Below are 18,461 nucleotides of genomic sequence, written 5' to 3'. Positions count from 1 at the left end.
TCACAGGCCGTCGCGGCGACGCGTCCATGGCGGCGCGGACCGCTTTGCGCTAAGGATGGGCCATGCTGCTGCGCACCCTCACCCCGCTGGCCCTCCTTGTCCTCGCCGCCTGCGCCGCCGAGCCGTATCAGCCGGCGCTGCCGCCGACGGTGCTGCAGAGCGCGGCCGCCTCCGGCGAAGCCGGCTTCGACCAGAGCCGCGGCGAGGCCCTGCTGGCCCAGGCCAAGGCCGCCGAGGCCGGCAACCCCGGCGAGGCCAAGAGCCTGTACCGCCAGGCCGGGATGGCCTGGCCCGACCTGACCGATGCCTGGGACGGGCTGAAGCGGGTGTCGGCGAAGCAGAACGACGCCGCCGAGGCCAAGGCCGCCGGCTTCATGGCCGAACGGGTGAGGCTGTATCCCGGCACGGCCATCGCCTCGCAGCGCGAGGTCAATGTCGCGCTGCAGAGCTATATCCAGGCGCAGTCACAGCAGCCGACCGACGGGCCGGAGCAGCTGGCCTATGCCAAGCGGCTGGGCGAATATTATGACGCGCAGTACGCGCGCGGCGGCTTCTACACCCGCGAGAAGGACTTCGGGAACATCGAGGCGCACGATATCCCGGCGGTGGCGCTGACCGGCGGCGGCATCATCGCCTACGGCGCCAGCATGGCCACCACCTTCGAGTAAGGCCGGTCAGCTCGTCCGCTCGCGCGGCGTCACCGACACCTCCGGCACCCGGCCGTCGCGCAGCAGGCGCAGGGCGGTGGCGACGCCGACCCGGTCCACCCCGAGCAGCCGGTGCAGCGCGTCGACGCCGTCGACCGGATGGCCGTCGATCGCCAGGATCACGTCGCCGACGCGCAGCGCCGTGGCCCCGGCGCCGCCGGGCAGCAGCTCCGCCACCCGCACGCCGCCGGGGGCAGGCAGGCCGAGCGCCAGCTGCGTCGGCCGCGGCAGCCGGATGGTCTGCGCGGCGATGCCGAGCGAGGCGCGCCGCACCCGGCCATGGCGGATGATCTCCGACGCCACCACCAGGGCGGTGTCGCTGCCGATGGCGAAGCACAGGCCCTGGGCGCCGGCGATCATCGCGGTGTTGATGCCGACCACCCGGCCGAGCGCGTCGACCAGCGGGCCGCCGCTGTTGCCGGGGTTCAGCGCCGCATCGGTCTGCAGCACGCCGTCGATCAGCCGGCCGGACCGGCCGCGCAGCGACCGGCCGAGGGCGCTGACCACGCCGGCCGTCACCGTCGCCTCGAAGCCCAGCGGGTTGCCGATGGCGACCACCAGCTGGCCGACCTGCAGCGCGGCGGAGGAGCCGAGCGGCGCCCAGCCCGGTACGCTGTCGTGCAGGCGCAGCACCGCGAGGTCGGTGTCCGGGTCCTCGCCGACCGGCCAGGCGATGACGCTGCGGCCGTCGCTGAGCGTGGCGGTGATCGACGCCGCGCCATGCACCACATGGCTGTTGGTCAGGACGAAGCCGTCCGGGGTGAAGATCACGCCGGAGCCGCTGCCCTGGGGCACCAGGCCGCCGTCCGGCCCCTTGCCGGAGACACGGAGATGCACGACCGAGGGCGCGGCGGCGCGCACGGCGTCGATCACGGTGCGGGAATAGGCGTCGAGCGCATCGGCGCCTGTCGAGGCGGCGGATGGCGTCGAGGCCTCGGGCCCCGGCGCCGAGGCGTCGAGGAGGAAGCGGGTTTCGTAGCCGGGCATGGCAGAACCTTGGGAGCGGAAGGGGCGGCGCCAGCCGGCGCGTCCCGTTTCCGAAGATGTAGGCATGCTAGGGGGAGAACCCAAGGGGAACAGCGTCAGGCTGACGAGGGCGGCTGCCCGGCGTATCGTCCGGCCACGGCATGCGCGATTCGCGCACCGAACACGGCGAGGATGCCCGGAGATGGCGACGGACGCGCTGGATGGCTTCGACTGGCGGATTCTGGCGGCGCTGCAGGACGACGCCCGGATGAGCAACATCGCCCTGGCCGAACGGGTGCTGCTGTCGCCGTCGCAATGCGCCCGGCGGCTGCAGCGGCTGGAGGAGGCCGGGGTGATCCGCGGCTACGCGGCATTGCTGGACCCCGACCGCATCGGCCTGTCGGTCGCCGCCTATATCTCGATCACGCTGGAGAAGCATGGCGCCTTCACCGCGGAGGCCTTCCGCGAGGCGGTGCAGCGCCACCCCGAGATCGTCGAATGCTGCGCCGTGACCGGCGACGCCGACTACGAGCTGCGCGTGGTGGCGCCGGACCTGAAGGATCTGTCGCGCTTCATCATGGACAGCCTGATGCGGATCGACGGCGTTTCCGCCATCCGCTCGCGCATCGTGCTCGACACCATCAAGGACAGCCGCCGGCTGCCGCTGCCGCCCACGCCCTGAGCGCGCCGCGTGCGGTCGCGCAGGATCTCATTTGAAGACGCTTCTATACCGACCTATATAGAGATCTATACCAGGAGGTATGTAATGGCATTCTCCGTCAAAGATGAGGCCACGGATGCAGCCGTGCGACGCCTGGCCAAGCTCAAGCAGAAGGGCCTGACCGAGACCATCCGCGAGGCCGTCGAGAACGAATACCATCGGGCCGCCGGAACGGCGCCGCTGGTCGAGCGGCTGCGCGCCATCGGAGATCGCTATGCGCGGTATCCGAAGACTGGGCTGAAGGCCGACAAGGCGTTCTTCGACGAGGAGGGCGGCGGTTTCTGATGTTCGTCGACGCCTCGGCCATCATTGCCATCATCGCGCAGGAGGAAGGCTGGGAATCGCTCGCCTCGCGTCTGTCGCAGGCACCTCGCAGCCAGGTCTCCGCCCTGTCGGTCTGGGAGGCCGTCATCGGCCTTGCCCGGGAGGCCCAGATCCCGTTCGAGCAAGCGGAGGCGCTGGTCGAGCGATTCGTCGAGGAAACCAAGGCGGAGATGGTCGAGATCGGGGCCGCGATCGGCCGCGAAGCCCTTCGGGCGTCCCGCATCTACGGCCGCGGCCGGCATCGGGCCGCCCTCAATTTCGGCGATTGCTTCGCCTATGCCTGCGCCAGGGCCTGCGGCGCGCCACTCCTGTTCAAGGGAAACGACTTCGTCCACACCGATATCCACGTCGGATAGCTGCAGGGAGAGAGGCCGCATGCCGCACCGGGTTGTGCCGGAGCGCGACCCGTGCTTGTTTCTGGCCACCTTTCGCGACCCGTCCGGAGCGCCCAGCGCATGACGCGTTTCTTGCAACTTCTCGGGAGTCTTCTCCTCGCCATGGCCATCACCCAGGGGGCTTCGGCCCGCGATCTCGAAAACACGCTCTATCTCGACCTGACCTATGGCCGGGTGGTGATCGAGCTGCGCCCCGACCTGGCGCCCAAGCATGTCGCCCGCATCAAGGAGCTGGTGCGGCAGGGCTTCTATGACGGCATCATCTTTCACCGCGTGATCGAGGGCTTCATGGCCCAGACCGGCGACCCGGACGGCACCGGCATGGGCGGGTCCGGCCAGAAGATCGACGCCGAGTTCAGCCAGGCGCCGTTCAAGCGCGGCACCCTCGGCATGGCCCGGTCGCAGAGCCCGAACAGCGCCGACAGCCAGTTCTTCATCATGTTCGCCGAGGGCAGCTTCCTGAACGGCCAGTACACGGTCTGGGGCCAGGTCGTCGAGGGCATGGAGTTCGTCGACAAGATCAAGCGCGGCGAGCCGCCGGCCAACCCGGACACGATCGTCAAGCTGCAGGTCGCCGCCGACGTCAAGTAAGGCACGGCCACCGATCGATCGAGAGGAAGCCCGGCCCCCCTATCTTCCAAAGGGGCGGCCGGGCTTCTGCGTTTCAGCGGAAGCGGAAGGCGATCAGCGGCATCTTGTAGGTCTCGCGCACCTCGGAGATCGGCTTGCCGTCCTGGCGCAGCACGATCGCCCGGTTCTCGAACAGCGAGGCCGCCGGGTCATAGGCCGGCGCCGGAGCCGCGGCGGCCCAGCCGGCCAGCTGCGCCGACGGCATCCGCTCCCACCCCTCCGGCAGGGCCTGCCACAGCACGGTCGAGGACAGGGTGCGGCGCGAAGGCCCGAGCGGCCGGATGGCGCGGCCGAAGGGCGTGTCGGTCCCGGTCAGCACCGCGTTGATCTCCGGCGTCAGCCGGTCCGGCAGGTACCAGTTGTCGGCCTCGGACAGCACCTGGTCACCGCAGACCAGCTGGACCCGGCGATACACCACCGGCTCGGCCGCGTCGGTGATCTCCAGCTCCTGGCGCTGCTGGTCGGTCAGCGCCACCTCGCCGGGCACGCGCCGGGCGACGATCTTCGCCGTGGGCGCCAGGCCGTAGCGGCCGCACCAGTCTTCCAGGAACAGGGTGGCGCTGTCGGTGGCGCCGAGCCCGGCGCGCAACGACTGCACCAGGGCGGTCAGCGCCAGCCGGTCGGACAGGGCGGTGGCGCCGGCCTCCTGGCCGGCCGCGACCTCGGCCCGGACCAGGGCGAGCGGCGCGGTCAGCACCAGGGCGGCTGCGGCAGCGACGATCGGCAGGCGGCGCACCATCGGTCTCCTCATCTCAGGACCGGCAGGATGGCTGCAGTGCGGGCGGAAGGCGCCACGGCAATCCGCCGCAGGCCGCCTCACGCCGCTGCGTGATGCTCGCAGCGGTTCACCTCGACGGTGACATGCGACAGGCCGGGCAGGCCGCCGAGCCGGGCCTTGTACTGCGCCGGCGGCAGCGGCCGGTCGCTGACCAGGGCGACGATGGCGGCGGCGTGGCCGGGGCCGACGCGCCAGAGATGCAGGTCGGCGATGCGGTCGCCCCCGGTCTCGAGCCGGTCGCGGATCGAGTCGGCCAGGCCCGGATCGGGCACGGTGTCGAGCAGCACCGCGCCCGAATCGCGCAGCAGGCCCCAGGACCAGCGCGCGATCATGATGCCGCCGACGATCCCCATCACCGCATCCATCCAGGCCCAGCCGTAGAAGCGGCCGGCGAGCAGGCCGAGGATGGCGCCGACCGAGGTCACGGCATCGGCCAGCACGTGGAAATAGGCCGCGCGCAGATTGTGGTCGCGGTCATGGGCATGGTGCCCGTGATCGTGGTGGTGGCCGTGATCATGGGCATCGTGATGCCCGTGATCGTGTTGGTGACCGCCGTCATGCAGCAGCCAGGCGCTGGCGATGTTGACGGCGAGGCCGACGACCGCGATGGCGATCGCCTGGTCATAGGCGATGGCGACGGGGTTCAGGAGCCGGACGATCGACTCCCAGCCGATGCCGATCGAGACCACGGCCAGCACCAGGGCGCTGGCGAAGCCGGCGAGGTCGCCGAGCTTGCCGGTGCCGAAGGCGAAGCGCGGGTCGCGGGCGTGGCGGCGGGCGTAGCGATAGGCCAGCGCGGCCACGCCGAGCGCCCCGGCATGAGTCGCCATGTGCAGCCCGTCGGCCAGCAGCGCCATCGAGCCGAAGGCGAGGCCGCCGAGGAACTCGACCGCCATCATCGCCGCGGTCAGCGCCACCACCCAGCGGGTGCGGCGCTCGTTGCGGGCATGGTCGGCACCGAGGAACAGGTGGTCGTGCCGCCAGTCGTCGAGGGAATGGCTGTGCATCGCCGCCTCCCGGGAGATCAGTGGAGCAGGAGCATGGCCGGGTGGCCGGTCCAGTCGCAGACATCGCGCGTGGCCAGCGCGACCGGCACCTCCGGATGGTTGTGGCGGTACAGGGTCAGGGCGGCCTCAAAGGCCCATTCCGGCGGTTCGGCCCGGGCGCAGAGCTCGCGATAGACCCGTTCGACGGCGACGCGGCAGCACATGATGGTCTCGATGCCTTCACAGATACTTGGTGATCTCGCGCAGCGAGGCGAGGCGGGCGTCGCGGCCCTCGGCCCCGTTCGCCAGATGCGCGACGCAATGGTCGACATGGTCGAGGATCAGCATGGTCTTCGCCTTCTCCACCGCCTTGACCACGGCCTGGAGCTGCTGGGCGATGGCGAGGCCGTCCTCGCCGGCCTCGACCATGCGCAGCGTGGCGGCGAGATGCCCCTGGGCCCGCTTCAGCCGGCCGAGGATCTCGGGATTGTTGGCATGGCTCATGGAAAGAACCTATCCCCCTGGAGAGGATAGGGCAAGGGATGGCTGGTCGCAGGGCTTTAAATTGCCTCTCCCGTAAACGGGAGAGGCAAAACATCGGTCCAAACCGGGTAGATCGGAAGTCAGGCGGCCGCCGCTTCTGGTTGTGCTTCCCGCACCGCCTTCACCCGGGTGGTGCTGCGGCGGCCGTCGATGGCGGCCGGGATGTCGCCGGCGATGGTGGCGCGGCGCACCACGCGGCGCCGGTCGCCATAGTCGTTGACCGCGTAGTGCTGGGTGGCGCGGTTGTCCCAGATCGCCACGTCGCCCGCCCGCCATTGCCAGCGCACCGTGTTCTCCGGCCGGGTCACATAGGCCTGCAGCGTGGTGAACAGCTGGGCCGATTCATTGGCCGAGAGGCCGAGGAAGCGGCGCACGAAATGGCCCAGCACCAGGGTGCGCTCGCCGGTCGCCGGATGCACCCGCACCACCGGATGCTCGGTCTCGTACACGGTCGAGGCGAACACCTCGCGGTGGTAGCGCAGCCGCTCCGGCGTCGCCTCGGGATGCGAGGCGGCGTAGTCGTAGTCGTTGCTATGCAGGGCCCAGAGCTGGTCGGCCAGGCCGCGCAGCGGCGCCGGCAGGTCGAGATAGGCGGTGGCGGTGTTGGCCCAGATGGTGTCGCCGCCGAATTCCGGCACCACCACCGCGCGCAGGATCGAGGCCTGGGGGTAGGCGTCGACGAAGGTGACGTCGGTGTGCCAGGAGTTGGCGCGCTGGCCGCGGGCCGAATCGAGCTCGAGCAGGAAGTCGGCGCCGATCGCCACCGGCTGGGTCGGATGCGCCACCGGGTCGCCGAGCGCCCGGGCGAAGGCCTCCTGCCCGGCATCGTCGAGATCCTGGCCGCGCAGGAAGATCACCTTGTGCCGGTGCAGCGCCGCGCGCAGCCCATCGAGGGCGGCCGGATCGAGGTCGCCGGAGAGTCGGAGGCCGTGGATCTCGGCGCCGATGCGGCCGGCGATCGGCCGGAGGTCGAGGCCGGCCGTGCCGTCCCGATGATGGTCGCCCATGCTGTGCTCCTGTTCATTCACGTCGCGGCGTCGGGTATCATTTAGATATACATTTTCATTGAGATCAATGTCTGTATTTCACATCAGACTTCAGAGGTTACAGAACCGGGACCCTCGGATGCCCGGAATGCCGTTTCTGGAAGCGGCGGTTTGTCGTAAACGACGGACGCATCCGGAGGGGCAGTGGGTCGATCGGAGAACATCGCGGCGAGACGCAGCGATTTGGCGGCGCGGCCGCTGCTGGCCAGCGGCATTGCCGTCGCCGTGCTGTGCGCCCTGCTGGTCGCCTTCGTCGACCGGCCGGCGGCGCTGTGGTTCGAGGCCCGTCGCGGCTCCGGCGTCATCGCCGCGGTCAAGGTCTTCACCGATATCGGCCTGGGCGTGTGGTGGTACGCGCTGGCGATCCTGGGCTGGCTCGGCTGGCGTTTCGCCGCCTTCCTGGCCGCCTATGGCGACGTCCGGGCGCGGCGGCTGCAGCGGGCCCGCGGCTTCGGCTTCATGTTGGTGGCGCTGGTGGCGACGACCCTGACCAACTGGCTGCTGAAGGCGGCGATCGGCCGGCCGCGGCCGCGCCACCTGTTCCGCCAGGACGCCTTCGCGCCGCACCCCTTCGGCTGGGACCTGTTCTCGAACAGCTTCCCGTCCGGCCACGCCCAGACCATGGCCACGGCGATGGCCGCGCTGTGGATCCTGTTCCCGCGCTGGGGCTGGGCCTTCGCCCTGCTGGGCGGGCTGGTGGCGCTGAGCCGGGTCGTCGTGACCTCGCACTACCCGGCCGACATCGTCGCCGGCGCCTGGCTGGGCGTGGTGGTGGCGCTGGCCGTGCGCCGCTGCCTGGAGACGACCGGCGGCCCGGCCGCCGTCATCCGATGATCGACCTCATCGCCGCCCTGGTCCCGGTGCTGGCGCCGGTGGTGGCCGCGGCCGGGGTCGGCTATGTCTGGGCCCGGTCGCGCCATCCCTTCGACCTCGGCTTCGTCACCCGGCTGGTGACCTATGTCGGCTCGCCCTGCCTGGTGTTCTCGACCCTGACCCGGTTCCACATCCCGGCCGGCGAGATCATCGGCCAAGCCGGGCTGGCGCTGCTGGCGGTGTTCGCCTGCGGCCTGGTCGGCGGGCTGGCGCTGTACGCCACCGGCCGGACGGTGCGGCCGCTGCTGCCGACGGTGATGCTGCCGAATGCCGGCAATCTCGGCCTGCCGATCGCCTATTTCGCCTTCGGCGACGAGGGGCTGGCCCTGGCCCTGCCCTTCTCCGCCGCCATGACCCTGCTGCAGTTCACCGTCGGCGTCTCCTGCGCCTCCGGCCACGCCCGCTGGACCGAGATCCTCAGGACGCCGACGATCTACGCCATCCTGCTGGCCATCGCCTTCGCCGCCGGCGACATCGACACGCCGCGCTGGCTGGCCAATGCGACCGAGCTGCTGGGCGGCGTCACCCTGCCCTTGATGCTGATCGCGCTCGGCGTGTCGCTGGCCAGCCTGCGCATCGCCAATCTGGGCCATGCGCTGTGGCTGGCCGGGCTGCGCCTCGGGCTCGGCCTCGCCGCCGGATACGGCGTGGTCTGGCTGTTCGCGATCCCGCACCCGACCGCGGCGATCCTGATCCTGCAATCGGCGATGCCGCCCGCGGTGTTCAACTACCTGTTCGCCGCCCGCTACGGCGGCCCGGTGGAGGAGGTGGCCGGCGCCGTCGTCGTCGGCACCATCATCAGCCTGCTGACCCTGCCGGTGCTGCTGGCCGTGCTGATGGCGTAGGCTGCTGCTCGATGCTGTTGGGTTCGCGGACGCGAACCCAACCTACGATTCCTCGATCTCCCGCTTCCGCACCTCGTAGGTGGCCGGGTCGATCAGGCGGCGCCGGCGCATCACCTCCAGCGCCACCAGGGCCCGGCCGCGGTTGTCGTCGCCGACCGAGCCGCTTTCCGCATCCGCATCGCCGCCGGCCGCGCCCGGCTGTGTCCTGTCCGCCATGATATCGTCCGTTCTGCGACGCCGCGCGCGCTTCCGTTGGAAGGACGCAGGGCCTATGACGGAGGACAATGACTCACGGGGGAAGGCCGGTCGAGATGTGGACGAAACGGATCCTGCGGATCCTGGCGCTGGCGGTGCCCGCCATCGCCATCGCCGCGGCCGTGGCCTTCTGGCTCGGCCCCCCCGGCAGCGGCGGCGTCGTCGGCCAGGGCTTCGGCTCGGTCGGCGGCCCGATCGCGCTGGTCGACCAGGCCGGCAAGCCGGTCACCGAGAAGGATTTCGCCGGCAAGGACGCGCTGGTCTTCTTCGGCTTCACCAACTGCCCCGATGTCTGCCCGACCGAGCTGTCGACCATGGCGGCGGCGCTGGACACGCTGGGGCCGAAGGCCGAGGGGGTGGTGCCGGTGTTCGTCACCGTCGACCCGGAGCGCGACACGCCCGAGGTGGTCGGGCAGTACGCCCAGGCCTTCCACCCCCGCATGGTCGGACTGACCGGCTCGGCCGACCAGATCGCCCAGGCGGCCAAGGCCTTCCGCGTCTACTACAAGAAGGCGCCGCAGCAGGACGGCGCCTATTCGATGGACCATTCCGCCTTCGTCTACATGATGGGGCCGGACTGGCAGGTGCTGGACATCCTGCCGCCGCAGCTGTCGCCGCAGGACATGGCGCAGAGAATCTCGAAGCAACTCTGACGAGGCCACGAACGGGGTTGCGATCCTGCCCGGCGTGCTATCGTGGCCGCAACCTGTCGTTGGTTCTCGGGAGTTGCCTCATGACCCTTCGCCACGCCGTCCTGGCCGGGATCGCCTTCCTCGTCCTCAACGGCTGTTCCGAGCGCGAGGCCCGGCAGCAGCAGGCGCTGACGGCCCAGAACGACCTTGTCGGGCTGAGCGAGGCCCGCCTCCTGTCCTGTGCCGGCACGCCGTCCCGCAGCCGCAGCGACGGCAACACCCACTACCTGACCTATCAGAGCGCCGGGATGGCCGCGGACGAGGCTGCCAGCATCGGCGCCTTCGGCGGCTCGGCCGGAAGCGGCATGGGCATCGAGCCGGTCAATGCCGGCGTCGGCCAGAAGATCGGCACCAGCGCGCTGGACCCGAACTACTGCGAGGCGACCTTCACCCTGGTCGACGGCCGGGTCGCCGAGGTCCGCTACCGCACCTCGGGCGGCTATCTCCGCACCGCCCAATGCTCCGACATCGTCGCGCCCTGCATGGGCGGTCCGACCTTCGACCCCGGCCAGCCGAAGCCGTAACCGCATCGCCGTCGGCGGCGGAGCACAAACCGTCGCGGATCGGATGGACCCCGGGCCCGGAAATCGGGCCTCTGTTCGCTATCCGCCCCAGGGCGGTTGCCGATCCCGCTTGCGGGCTCTAAAAGCGTCTTTCTGCAGCGCGAAAAGCGCCGTCCGATGGAGTGCGAGCCGATGAAGATCCTGGTCCCGGTCAAACGGGTGATCGACTTCAACGTCAAGGTCCGGGTCAAGGCCGACGGGTCGGGCGTCGACATGGCCAACGTCAAGATGTCGATGAACCCCTTCGACGAGATCTCGGTCGAGGAGGCGATCCGCGCCAAGGAAGCCGGCAAGGCGACCGAGGTCGTGGCCGTCTCGGTCGGCCCGCAGCAGGCGCAGGAGACGATCCGCACCGCGCTGGCGATGGGCGCCGACCGCGGCATCCTGGTGCAGACCGATGTCGAGCTGCAGCCGCTGGCCGTGGCCAAGATCCTGAAGGCGCTGGTCGACAAGGAGCAGCCGCAGCTGGTGATCCTGGGCAAGCAGGCGATCGACGACGACGCCAACCAGACCGGCCAGGCGCTGGCCGCCCTGCTGGGCTGGGGCCAGGCGACCTTCGCCTCGAAGCTGGTGCTGGAGGACGGCGCCGCGCTGGTCACCCGCGAGGTCGATGGCGGGCTGGAGACCATCCGGGTCAAGCTGCCGGCGATCATCACCACCGATCTGCGCCTGAACGAGCCGCGCTACGCGTCGCTGCCGAACATCATGAAGGCGAAGAAGAAGCAGCTGGACATCGTCAGCCCGGCCGATCTCGGCGTCGACCCGGCGCCGCGGCTGAAGACGCTGAAGGTGGTCGAGCCGGCGAAGCGCAAGGGCGGCGTCAAGGTCGCCAGCGTGCAGGAGCTGGTGGCCAAGCTGAAGACCGAAGCACGCGTGATCTGAGGGCGGGGGACCAAGACATGTCGATCCTGATCGTTGCCGACCACGACAACGCCACGCTGAAAGCCGCCACCCTGCATGCCGTCACCGCGGCGCAGAAGATCGGCGGCGACGTCCACATCCTGGTCGCCGGATCCGGCGCCCGGCCGGCGGCCGACGCCGCGGCCAAGGTGGCCGGCGTCGCCAAGGTGCTGCTGGCCGAGGCCCCGGCGCTGGAGCACCAGCTGGCCGAGGCCGTGGCGCCGCTGGTGGTGGACCTGGCCAAGGGCTACAGCCACGTTCTCGCCACCGCGACCAGCGCCGGCAAGAACCTGCTGCCGCGCGTCGCCGCCCTGCTCGACGTGCAGCAGATCTCCGAGATCACCGCGGTCGATTCGCCCGACACCTTCGAGCGGCCGATCTATGCCGGCAATGCCATCGCCACGGTGCAGTCGAGCGACCCGATCAAGGTGATCACGGTGCGCAGCACCGCCTTCGAGGCCGCGGCCGCCGAGGGCGGCTCGGCTGCGGTCGAATCGATCGAGGCCAAGGCCGATGCCGGCCTGTCGAGCTTCGTCGGCCAGGAGCTGAGCAAGTCCGAGCGGCCGGAGCTGACCTCGGCCCGGATCATCATCTCCGGCGGCCGCGCCATGGGCTCGTCCGAGAACTTCAAGATCCTCGAGGGCATCGCCGACCATCTCGGCGCCGCCATCGGCGCCAGCCGTGCCGCGGTCGACGCCGGCTACGTGCCGAACGACTACCAGGTCGGCCAGACCGGCAAGGTGGTGGCGCCGGACCTGTACATCGCCGTCGGCATCTCCGGCGCGATCCAGCACCTGGCGGGCATGAAGGACAGCAAGGTCATCGTCGCCATCAACAAGGACGAGGAGGCGCCGATCTTCCAGGTCGCCGATTACGGCCTGGTCGGCGACCTGTTCAAGCTGATCCCGGAGCTTGAGGCCGAACTCAAGAAGGGCTGAGGCGACACTTCGGTCCACCGTTCAAGACGCGGAAAGGCGCATCCTCCGGGATGCGCCTTTTTGCTGCCGGGCCGGTCCTATCCGGCTATGGCGGACGGCGTCTTGTTCCGCTTGACAGGACGGGCCGGTTGTCCGCCGATAGGGCGTTTTCGACCACCGATTGCGGATCGCCGATTTTGCACATCGAGCTGCGCCACAGCGAAGGGACGTCCGGCAGGCGCCGGGCCGAATCGTGCGCGCGACCGCAGGGCAGCAGAGGGATTCGCCCGTATGGCGGATGAGACGCCGCGCTATTCCGTCTTCATCGAGGGCGAGACCCTCGACCTCTGCGTCCCGTCCGAGCAGGCGATCACCGACGGCTGGGCCGACTGGTTCAACGACGCGAAGACGACGCGCTGGCTGTCCCAGGGCATCTACCCGAACCACATCGAGGACCAGCGCAGCTTCCTCGAATCGATCCGCAAGCGCGACCGCTTCGCCGTGCTGATCTGCGGCAAGGGCGGCGGGCCGCTCTACGGCATCATCTCGCTGTCGGCGATCGACTGGGTCGCCCGCTCGGCCCAGATCTCGCTGGTGGTCGGCGAGCCGCTGCCGGGCCGCCAGCTGATCCAGCTCGAGGCGATGGCCCGGGTGACCGATCATGCCTTCCAGCGCATGGGGCTGGACCGGGTCTGGGCCGGCCAGGCCCATCCCGGCCTGGCGCGCTGGAACCAGTGGCTGGAGCTGCTGGGCTACTTCACCGACGGGATCATGCGCCGCGGCTTCGTCAAGGGGCGCGAGACCGTCAGCAACGCCGTCATGATCTGCTGCCTGCACGAGGACTATGCGGCGCTGAAGGCCCGGCGCGGCGGGCAGCTGTGGCCCGGCAACGACGTCATGCTGCGGCTGATCGCCGGGCTGCCGCGGCAGGGCTTCGCCACCCGGCTGGGCGAGTTCCTCGACCGCGAGCTGCCGCTCTACAAGGCCGAGATCGAGGCGTTCGAGCGCGGCGTCCTGGAGGGCGATGGGGCCGAGGCCACGCCGAGACGCCGCCTGGCCGGATCTTGAGCGCCGCACCGCTCGCCTCGCCACCTTGGCGTGGCGCCGCGGCGCTCGGCCTCGGCACCGCCCAGTTCGGGCTCGACTACGGCATCGCCAACGACCGCGGCATCTGCCCGCCCGAGGATGTGGCGGCGATCCTGGAGGCGGCGGCCGCTGCCGGCATCGGCGTGCTCGACACCGCCCCGGCCTACGGCACCGCCGAGCAGGTGCTGGGCGCGGTGCTGCCGGCGGCGCACCGCTTCCGCATCGTCACCAAGACGCCGCATCTGGGCGGGTTGCGCGACGACGGCGACATCCGGCGCGCCGTGCTGGACGCCTTCGCGGCGTCGCGGACGAAGCTGCGCCGTGACCGGCTGGCCGGCCTGCTGACCCACAACGCCAACGACCTGCTGCGGCCCGGCGGCCCGGCGCTGTGGGCGGCGATGGAAGATCTGCAGCGGGCCGGCGAGGTCGAGCGCATCGGCGCCTCGATCTACAGCGCCGGGCAGCTCGACGCCGTGCTGGCGCGCTATCCGCTCGACATCGTGCAACTGCCCTGGAACGCGGTGGACGGGCGGATCGGCCCGCCGCGTCTGGCGGCGCTGGCGGATCGGGGGATCGAGCTGCACGCCCGGTCGGTCTTCCTGCAGGGGCTGCTGCTGGCCCCACCCGGCCGTGCCGCCGGCGTCTCGCCGCAGGCCGCGGCGCTGATCGGGCGCTGGCGCGACGCCGTCGCCGCAGCGGGCGCCGACCCGCTGGCCGCGGCGCTGGGCGCGGTGATCGGGCGGCCGGAGATCGGCACCGCCCGGGTCGGCGTGACCCGGCCGGAGGAGCTGGCCGGCATCCTGCAGGCCGCGGCCGCGGCCCCGCCGGCGGTGGCGCCGGTGCGATCGATCGACGACCTGGTGCTGAATCCGGCGCTGTGGCCCTCCGGCAACCGCCCGGCCGCGATCCTGACCGGGATCGCCGTGGCGCTGCGGCCGGCGGCCTCCGGCGAGACCACGGTGCTGGCGGTACAGCCGAAGGAGGGCGGCGATTCCCGCGGTGCTGTCCGGATCGGCCCGGTCGACCGGGCCTCGGGCGAGGCCGTCCTCGCCCTGCAGGACGCGGGAGAAATGCCTGCCGACTGGCAGGACGAGGCGGTGGCGCTGGCGATGCGGCTGGCCTTCGAGCAGCTCGGGCTGCGCCGCCTGACCGCGGCGGAAGCGGATCCCTTCGCGCGCGCCGGCTGGACCCGGGCCGGAGGCCGCTTCATCCTGGACGACACGACCTATTGGGAGCGGGCATGACGGTGCTGGCGATCCTGCAGGCGCGGATGTCCTCGTCGCGGCTGCCCGGCAAGGTGATGGCCGACCTGCTCGGCGAGCCGATGCTGGCACGGCAGGTCGAGCGGCTGCGGCGCTGCCGGACGATCGACCGGCTGGTGCTGGCGACCAGCACCGACGCCGCCGATGACGCGCTGGCCGAGCTGGCCGCCCGGATCAGCGTCGAGTGCTTCCGCGGCAGCCTGGACGATGTGCTGGACCGCTTCCACGCCGCCGCGGCCGGAAGCGGTGCCGGCCAGATCGTGCGCCTGACCGGCGACTGCCCGCTGATCGACCCGGAGCTGATCGACCGGCTGGTCGAGCTGCATGTCGCCGGCGGCTACGACCATTCCTGCAACACGCTGACGCCGCGCTGGCCCGACGGGCTGGACGCCGAGGTGATGCGCGCCGAGGTGCTGGAGGCGGCGTGGCGCGAGGCGACGCTGCCGTCGGAGCGCGAGCACGTCACCCGCTTCATCTACACCCGGCCGGAGCGGTTCCGCCTCGGCAGCCTGGTCGGCGACACCGACCTGTCCGACCAGCGCTGGACCGTCGACACGCCGGAGGACCTGGCGATGGTGCGGGCGGTCTACGCCGCGCTGTACCCGGCGAATCCCGCCTTCGGCACCGACGAGATCCTGGCTTTCCTGGCGGTGCATCCGGAGATCGCCGCGCTCAACCGCGCCCACCGGCGGAACGAGGGCCTGGAGCGCTCGCTCGCTCAGGACGCCGCCAAACCGTGAGGACCACAGTGGCAGAACGTTATGCGGCATCCGAGGCGATGCTCGACCGGGCCCGGCAGACCATCCCGCTGGGCGCCCAGACCTTCAGCAAGAGCATCACGCAGTATCCGCTCGGCGTGTCGCCCTATTTCGCCGCCCGCGGCCAGGGCAGCCGGCTGTGGGACGTCGACGGCAACGAGTACATCGACTTCATCAACGGCCTGGCGTCGGTGACGCTGGGCTACAACGACCCGGACGTCACCGCCGCGGTCAAGGCGCAGGTCGAGCACGGCACCATCTTCAGCCTGTCGAGCCCGCTGGAGGCCGAGGTGGCCGAGCGGCTGGTGGCGATCGTGCCGTCGGCCGAGATGGTGCGGTTCGGCAAGAACGGGTCGGACGCCACCGCCGGGGCGGTCCGGGTGGCGCGGGCTTACACCGGCCGCGACCATGTGCTGGTCTGCGGCTATCACGGCTGGCAGGACTGGTATATCGGCGCCACCGCCCGCAACCGCGGCGTGCCGGAGTCGACCCGCGCCCTGACCCACATCTTCCCCTACAACGACCTGGCGGCGCTGGACCGGCTGCTGGACGAGCATTCCGTGGCCGCGATCGTGATGGAGCCGATGAACGTCGCCTTCCCGGCCGCGGGCTATCTGGAAGGGGTGCGCGAGCGGGCGACCAGGCACGGCACGGTGCTGGTGTTCGACGAGACCATCACCGGCTTCCGCGTCGCCAATGGCGGGGCGCAGGAGCTGTTCGGCGTCATCCCCGACCTGACCACTCTGGGCAAGGGCATCGCCAACGGCTATCCGCTGTCGGCGGTGTGCGGCCGGCGCGACCTGATGATGGAGATGGAGGAGATCTTCTTCTCCTTCACCATGGGCGGCGAGACGCTGTCGCTGGCCGCCGCCCGGGCGACGCTGGACAAGGTGGTGCGCGAGCCGGTGACCCGGCACATGGCCGAGCTGGGCACGACCCTGCGCGACGGCACCGCGGCGCTGATCGAGCGGCACAAGCTGGGCGAGGTGCTGTCGCTGTCCGGCCACCCGTCCTGGACCTTCCTGGCGATCAAGGACCACCCGGACGCCAGCGCCTTCGAGATCAAGACGCTGTGGCTGCAGGAGATCTTCGCCCGCGGCCTGCTCTCGCTCGGCAGCCACAATATGAGCTATGCCCACAGCCGGGCCGATGTCGACCGCGTGCTGACGATCTATGACGAGGTGTTCGCCCTGCTCTCGGCGGCGATCGGCCAGCAGCGGGTGCGGGCGGAGCTGCGCTGCGAACCGTTGGTGCCGCTGTTCCGCGTACGGTAGGAACACCACTCAAAACGAGTCCACCCCGCCGGCCCGGGATTGCTCCCGGTCCGACGGGGTGGCTCTTTCACCGCCCCTGCCGGCGGCGAAGCAGCCGGGCGTGCTAGCCGCCCGAACCGGTGGTGGTCCCGCCCGTCGTGCCGGTGGCCGGAGCCGCGGGCTCTTCGGCCTTGCGGCCCTCGAAGGCGGGCAGCGCTTCCAGCTGCTCCTTGGTCATGGCCGTTTTCACGCCCTCATCGGGCCGGGCGCCGATGGTCAGCTTGTCGAGCGGAATGGCCACGGATTTCGAGCCGATGCCGAGGAAGCCCCCGACATCGATGACCACGGCATCCACCGTCTTGCTGTCCTTGCCGACCAGCACGTCCGAGGTCTCGCCGATCGATTCGCCATTGGCGTTGCTGACGCTAGCACCGATCAGATCCGAGCCAAGCATATGCGTGTCGGGAAGCTGCTGCTGACCCTCTGCAACCGTGCCGGCGGGAGCCGCCGCAGATGGGGCGGCCGTGGCGGGGGCGGTGGTGTCGGCGGGAGGCTGCGTCGTCGTCTGCGCCAGTGCCGGCAGGGCCAGCAGGGCGACGGCGGAAGCAGTTGCCATCAAGGTCTTGCGCATGATCGGTCCTCCTCGAGGATCTCATGGAGATACCTGAGCAACGGGAGGTCCGGCGGCGCGGTTCCCCCGAAACGACGAAAGCCCGGCGGAGCGCCGGGCTTTCGGTTCGGATCGGAAATCTACTCGCCGCCGGACGGCTCGGCGGGGGTGTCCTCCACCTTCACCTTGCGCGGCCGGCCGGGCCGGCGCTTCGCCGGGGCGGCCTCCTCCGCCGCGACGCCGGGCAGGCCCGGCTGCGCAGCGGCTTCCGGCTGGACCGGCTGAGGTGCCGCGGCCACCGGAACGGCGGGAGCCGACTGATCCGACGGCACGGATTCGACCGGGGCCGGCGTCCGCGGCGGACGGCCGCGGCGGGGCCGGGCGACGATCGAGGCCGGCAGAGCGAGCTCGGTGTCGAGGCCGCTGTCCTCCTGGTCCCGCGGGTCGGCGCCGAAGCTGGCCGAAGCCGGATTGTCGATCGGCTCCGGATCGAGCGGGCTCGGGATGTGCGGCTGCGGCGCGTTCAGATCCGGCGGCTGTGGCCGGTCGCCACGATAGTCCGGACGGCCGTCGCGCGGGCCGCGGAAACGGTCGCGCTGCCCTTCATCACGGCCCTGCCCCTGATCGCGATTCTGGTCGCGGAAGCCCTGGTCGCGGTCGCGCGGTGGACGGTTCTCGCGGAACCCCTGCTCCCGATTCCGGAAGCCCTGGTCGCGGTTCTGACGGTCACCGCCGTCGCCGCGGCCCTCGAACTCGCGGCGCTGCGGCCGGTCGCCCTCGTTGCGCGGCTCGAAGTCACGGCCCTGCTGACGGTCACCGCCGTCGTTGCGCGGCTCGAAGTCCCGCCGCTGCTGCCGGTCGCCACCGTCGTTGCGCGCCTCGAACTCGCGGCGCTGCTGCTGCGGCGGCGGGCTGGTCAGCGGATCGTAGTCGGCATCGACGCCCGGCTGGTCGCGGTTGCTGTCCTGGCTCGGCTGGTGCTGCGGCGCACCGTAGGCCTCGTTCATGGCGTTGATGATGCGGACATAGTGCTCCGCATGCTGCTGGTAGTTCTCCGCCATGACGCGGTCGCCCGACGCCTGAGCATCGCGGGCCAGCCCCATGTACTTGTCATAGACCTGGAAGACATTGCCGCGGATGCGGATGTCCGGTCCATTGCTGTCGATGGTCTGGTTGCGGTTGGGCAGTGCGTTCGGCCGGCGCTGCTGGCCACCGCCACCACCGCCACCGGGGCTCCCGCCGCCGCCACCACCGCCGCCGTTCCTGCCGCGCGCACGCCGCGAATTCGGTCCTGGTCTCATCAGCCTTGCTTCTGCAGATCGCTGTTTGCCGCGCTGCCGTCCCTCGCCGC

The 18,461-nt window shown here is 70.9% G+C and carries 24 protein-coding genes; 15 read left to right on the top strand and 9 right to left on the bottom strand.

Annotated features, from left to right (window positions below):
• The first annotated feature begins 62 nt into the window (after positions 1-62).
• Positions 63-668 (top strand): hypothetical protein, encoded by a 606-nt coding sequence (locus ACTOWL_RS14660; RefSeq protein ID WP_441321980.1) that lies wholly within the window; start codon positions 63-65, stop codon positions 666-668.
• Positions 669-674: 6 nt separating this feature from the next.
• Here ACTOWL_RS14660 and ACTOWL_RS14655 read toward each other — a convergent pair whose 3' ends face one another.
• The gene (locus ACTOWL_RS14655; protein ID WP_441321979.1) at positions 675-1,694 is read right to left on the bottom strand and encodes a S1C family serine protease; all 1,020 of its coding nucleotides are present in this window, start codon (positions 1,692-1,694) and stop codon (positions 675-677) included.
• 181 nt (positions 1,695-1,875) lie between these two features.
• Between ACTOWL_RS14655 and ACTOWL_RS14650 the strand changes: the two genes are divergently transcribed.
• The 4 genes from ACTOWL_RS14650 to ACTOWL_RS14635 all read left to right on the top strand — a co-directional run bounded on the left by ACTOWL_RS14650 (position 1,876) and on the right by ACTOWL_RS14635 (position 3,704).
• Positions 1,876-2,355 (top strand): Lrp/AsnC family transcriptional regulator, encoded by a 480-nt coding sequence (locus ACTOWL_RS14650; protein ID WP_441321978.1) that lies wholly within the window; start codon positions 1,876-1,878, stop codon positions 2,353-2,355.
• Between the two features lie 84 nt (positions 2,356-2,439).
• Positions 2,440-2,679, top strand: a complete 240-nt coding sequence (locus ACTOWL_RS14645; protein ID WP_441321977.1) for a type II toxin-antitoxin system VapB family antitoxin — start codon at positions 2,440-2,442, stop codon at positions 2,677-2,679.
• Complete coding sequence (locus ACTOWL_RS14640; RefSeq protein WP_441321976.1) at positions 2,679-3,074, top strand: type II toxin-antitoxin system VapC family toxin; 396 nt, start codon at positions 2,679-2,681, stop codon at positions 3,072-3,074. Before ACTOWL_RS14645 ends, ACTOWL_RS14640 begins: the two co-directional genes overlap by 1 nt.
• Positions 3,075-3,215: 141 nt before the next feature.
• Positions 3,216-3,704 (top strand): peptidylprolyl isomerase, encoded by a 489-nt coding sequence (locus ACTOWL_RS14635; RefSeq protein WP_441321975.1) that lies wholly within the window; start codon positions 3,216-3,218, stop codon positions 3,702-3,704.
• 73 nt (positions 3,705-3,777) lie between these two features.
• On the opposite strand, the gene ACTOWL_RS14630 is transcribed toward ACTOWL_RS14635, so the two are convergent.
• From ACTOWL_RS14630 to ACTOWL_RS14610, 5 genes are all read right to left on the bottom strand, one after another.
• The gene (locus ACTOWL_RS14630) at positions 3,778-4,482 is read right to left on the bottom strand and encodes a hypothetical protein (protein WP_441321974.1); all 705 of its coding nucleotides are present in this window, start codon (positions 4,480-4,482) and stop codon (positions 3,778-3,780) included.
• Positions 4,483-4,559: 77 nt separating this feature from the next.
• Entirely contained in the window at positions 4,560-5,528 is a 969-nt protein-coding gene (dmeF, locus tag ACTOWL_RS14625) for a CDF family Co(II)/Ni(II) efflux transporter DmeF (RefSeq protein ID WP_441321973.1), read from the bottom strand.
• 17 nt (positions 5,529-5,545) lie between these two features.
• Positions 5,546-5,731 (bottom strand): hypothetical protein, encoded by a 186-nt coding sequence (locus tag ACTOWL_RS14620; RefSeq protein ID WP_441321972.1) that lies wholly within the window; start codon positions 5,729-5,731, stop codon positions 5,546-5,548.
• A gap of 16 nt (positions 5,732-5,747) precedes the next feature.
• On the bottom strand, positions 5,748-6,011 hold the full coding sequence (locus ACTOWL_RS14615) for a metal-sensing transcriptional repressor (protein ID WP_088153075.1): 264 nt from the start codon (positions 6,009-6,011) through the stop codon (positions 5,748-5,750).
• 119 nt (positions 6,012-6,130) lie between these two features.
• Positions 6,131-7,057 (bottom strand): TauD/TfdA dioxygenase family protein, encoded by a 927-nt coding sequence (locus ACTOWL_RS14610; RefSeq protein WP_441321971.1) that lies wholly within the window; start codon positions 7,055-7,057, stop codon positions 6,131-6,133.
• Positions 7,058-7,240: 183 nt separating this feature from the next.
• Here ACTOWL_RS14610 and ACTOWL_RS14605 point away from each other — a divergent pair, with 183 nt between their 5' ends.
• Both ACTOWL_RS14605 and ACTOWL_RS14600 read left to right on the top strand, forming a co-directional pair.
• The gene (locus ACTOWL_RS14605; protein WP_441321970.1) at positions 7,241-7,930 is read left to right on the top strand and encodes a phosphatase PAP2 family protein; all 690 of its coding nucleotides are present in this window, start codon (positions 7,241-7,243) and stop codon (positions 7,928-7,930) included.
• Positions 7,927-8,814: an AEC family transporter gene (locus ACTOWL_RS14600; protein ID WP_441321969.1), complete on the top strand. Its 888-nt coding sequence runs from the start codon at positions 7,927-7,929 to the stop codon at positions 8,812-8,814. Before ACTOWL_RS14605 ends, ACTOWL_RS14600 begins: the two co-directional genes overlap by 4 nt.
• A 42-nt stretch (positions 8,815-8,856) precedes the next feature.
• Here ACTOWL_RS14600 and ACTOWL_RS14595 read toward each other — a convergent pair whose 3' ends face one another.
• On the bottom strand, positions 8,857-9,030 hold the full coding sequence (locus ACTOWL_RS14595) for a hypothetical protein (protein ID WP_441321968.1): 174 nt from the start codon (positions 9,028-9,030) through the stop codon (positions 8,857-8,859).
• Between the two features lie 95 nt (positions 9,031-9,125).
• Between ACTOWL_RS14595 and ACTOWL_RS14590 the strand changes: the two genes are divergently transcribed.
• The 8 genes from ACTOWL_RS14590 to ACTOWL_RS14555 all read left to right on the top strand — a co-directional run bounded on the left by ACTOWL_RS14590 (position 9,126) and on the right by ACTOWL_RS14555 (position 16,521).
• The gene (locus ACTOWL_RS14590; protein ID WP_441321967.1) at positions 9,126-9,722 is read left to right on the top strand and encodes an SCO family protein; all 597 of its coding nucleotides are present in this window, start codon (positions 9,126-9,128) and stop codon (positions 9,720-9,722) included.
• An 80-nt stretch (positions 9,723-9,802) separates the two neighbouring features.
• Positions 9,803-10,285 carry a hypothetical protein gene (locus tag ACTOWL_RS14585; protein WP_441321966.1) on the top strand — a complete coding sequence of 161 codons (483 nt, stop codon included), beginning with the start codon at positions 9,803-9,805 and terminating at the stop codon, positions 10,283-10,285.
• Between the two features lie 171 nt (positions 10,286-10,456).
• The gene (locus ACTOWL_RS14580) at positions 10,457-11,206 is read left to right on the top strand and encodes an electron transfer flavoprotein subunit beta/FixA family protein (RefSeq protein ID WP_441321965.1); all 750 of its coding nucleotides are present in this window, start codon (positions 10,457-10,459) and stop codon (positions 11,204-11,206) included.
• A 17-nt stretch (positions 11,207-11,223) separates the two neighbouring features.
• The gene (locus tag ACTOWL_RS14575) at positions 11,224-12,162 is read left to right on the top strand and encodes an electron transfer flavoprotein subunit alpha/FixB family protein (protein ID WP_441321964.1); all 939 of its coding nucleotides are present in this window, start codon (positions 11,224-11,226) and stop codon (positions 12,160-12,162) included.
• A 270-nt stretch (positions 12,163-12,432) separates the two neighbouring features.
• Positions 12,433-13,209, top strand: coding sequence for a GNAT family N-acetyltransferase (locus ACTOWL_RS14570; protein ID WP_441321963.1), 777 nt, complete (start codon positions 12,433-12,435; stop codon positions 13,207-13,209).
• Positions 13,206-14,471: an aldo/keto reductase gene (locus tag ACTOWL_RS14565; protein ID WP_441321962.1), complete on the top strand. Its 1,266-nt coding sequence runs from the start codon at positions 13,206-13,208 to the stop codon at positions 14,469-14,471. The genes ACTOWL_RS14570 and ACTOWL_RS14565 overlap by 4 nt, the downstream gene beginning before the upstream one ends.
• Complete coding sequence (locus tag ACTOWL_RS14560) at positions 14,468-15,229, top strand: cytidylyltransferase domain-containing protein (RefSeq protein WP_441321961.1); 762 nt, start codon at positions 14,468-14,470, stop codon at positions 15,227-15,229. The genes ACTOWL_RS14565 and ACTOWL_RS14560 overlap by 4 nt, the downstream gene beginning before the upstream one ends.
• Before the next feature lie 8 nt (positions 15,230-15,237).
• Positions 15,238-16,521 carry an aminotransferase class III-fold pyridoxal phosphate-dependent enzyme gene (locus tag ACTOWL_RS14555; RefSeq protein WP_441321960.1) on the top strand — a complete coding sequence of 428 codons (1,284 nt, stop codon included), beginning with the start codon at positions 15,238-15,240 and terminating at the stop codon, positions 16,519-16,521.
• Between the two features lie 103 nt (positions 16,522-16,624).
• On the opposite strand, the gene ACTOWL_RS14550 is transcribed toward ACTOWL_RS14555, so the two are convergent.
• Together ACTOWL_RS14550 and ACTOWL_RS14545 are read right to left on the bottom strand one after the other, a co-directional pair.
• Complete coding sequence (locus ACTOWL_RS14550; RefSeq protein WP_441321959.1) at positions 16,625-17,131, bottom strand: PRC-barrel domain-containing protein; 507 nt, start codon at positions 17,129-17,131, stop codon at positions 16,625-16,627.
• Between the two features lie 119 nt (positions 17,132-17,250).
• On the bottom strand, positions 17,251-18,411 hold the full coding sequence (locus ACTOWL_RS14545) for a DUF4167 domain-containing protein (protein ID WP_441321958.1): 1,161 nt from the start codon (positions 18,409-18,411) through the stop codon (positions 17,251-17,253).
• Between the last annotated feature and the right edge of the window lie 50 nt (positions 18,412-18,461).

Source organism: Inquilinus sp. CA228 (assembly GCF_052078665.1).
Lineage (GTDB): Bacteria > Pseudomonadota > Alphaproteobacteria > DSM-16000 > Inquilinaceae > Inquilinus.
Note: the sequence above shows the minus strand (reverse complement) of the source record. Positions and strands in the feature narration are given on the sequence as shown.

Excerpts from the sequence above, each read along its gene's own strand:
- ACTOWL_RS14660 (WP_441321980.1), top strand. The coding sequence starts at position 63 with ATGCTGCTGCGCACCCTCACCCCGCTGGCCCTCCTTGTCCTCGCCGCC.
- ACTOWL_RS14655 (WP_441321979.1), bottom strand. The coding sequence starts at position 1,694 with ATGCCCGGCTACGAAACCCGCTTCCTCCTCGACGCCTCGGCGCCGGGG.
- ACTOWL_RS14650 (WP_441321978.1), top strand. The coding sequence starts at position 1,876 with ATGGCGACGGACGCGCTGGATGGCTTCGACTGGCGGATTCTGGCGGCG.
- ACTOWL_RS14645 (WP_441321977.1), top strand. The coding sequence starts at position 2,440 with ATGGCATTCTCCGTCAAAGATGAGGCCACGGATGCAGCCGTGCGACGC.
- ACTOWL_RS14640 (WP_441321976.1), top strand. The coding sequence starts at position 2,679 with ATGTTCGTCGACGCCTCGGCCATCATTGCCATCATCGCGCAGGAGGAA.
- ACTOWL_RS14635 (WP_441321975.1), top strand. The coding sequence starts at position 3,216 with ATGGCCATCACCCAGGGGGCTTCGGCCCGCGATCTCGAAAACACGCTC.
- ACTOWL_RS14630 (WP_441321974.1), bottom strand. The coding sequence starts at position 4,482 with ATGGTGCGCCGCCTGCCGATCGTCGCTGCCGCAGCCGCCCTGGTGCTG.
- dmeF (WP_441321973.1), bottom strand. The coding sequence starts at position 5,528 with ATGCACAGCCATTCCCTCGACGACTGGCGGCACGACCACCTGTTCCTC.
- ACTOWL_RS14620 (WP_441321972.1), bottom strand. The coding sequence starts at position 5,731 with ATGTGCTGCCGCGTCGCCGTCGAACGGGTCTATCGCGAGCTCTGCGCC.
- ACTOWL_RS14615 (WP_088153075.1), bottom strand. The coding sequence starts at position 6,011 with ATGAGCCATGCCAACAATCCCGAGATCCTCGGCCGGCTGAAGCGGGCC.
- ACTOWL_RS14610 (WP_441321971.1), bottom strand. The coding sequence starts at position 7,057 with ATGGGCGACCATCATCGGGACGGCACGGCCGGCCTCGACCTCCGGCCG.
- ACTOWL_RS14600 (WP_441321969.1), top strand. The coding sequence starts at position 7,927 with ATGATCGACCTCATCGCCGCCCTGGTCCCGGTGCTGGCGCCGGTGGTG.
- ACTOWL_RS14595 (WP_441321968.1), bottom strand. The coding sequence starts at position 9,030 with ATGGCGGACAGGACACAGCCGGGCGCGGCCGGCGGCGATGCGGATGCG.
- ACTOWL_RS14590 (WP_441321967.1), top strand. The coding sequence starts at position 9,126 with ATGTGGACGAAACGGATCCTGCGGATCCTGGCGCTGGCGGTGCCCGCC.
- ACTOWL_RS14585 (WP_441321966.1), top strand. The coding sequence starts at position 9,803 with ATGACCCTTCGCCACGCCGTCCTGGCCGGGATCGCCTTCCTCGTCCTC.
- ACTOWL_RS14580 (WP_441321965.1), top strand. The coding sequence starts at position 10,457 with ATGAAGATCCTGGTCCCGGTCAAACGGGTGATCGACTTCAACGTCAAG.
- ACTOWL_RS14575 (WP_441321964.1), top strand. The coding sequence starts at position 11,224 with ATGTCGATCCTGATCGTTGCCGACCACGACAACGCCACGCTGAAAGCC.
- ACTOWL_RS14570 (WP_441321963.1), top strand. The coding sequence starts at position 12,433 with ATGGCGGATGAGACGCCGCGCTATTCCGTCTTCATCGAGGGCGAGACC.
- ACTOWL_RS14560 (WP_441321961.1), top strand. The coding sequence starts at position 14,468 with ATGACGGTGCTGGCGATCCTGCAGGCGCGGATGTCCTCGTCGCGGCTG.
- ACTOWL_RS14550 (WP_441321959.1), bottom strand. The coding sequence starts at position 17,131 with ATGCGCAAGACCTTGATGGCAACTGCTTCCGCCGTCGCCCTGCTGGCC.
- ACTOWL_RS14545 (WP_441321958.1), bottom strand. The coding sequence starts at position 18,411 with ATGAGACCAGGACCGAATTCGCGGCGTGCGCGCGGCAGGAACGGCGGC.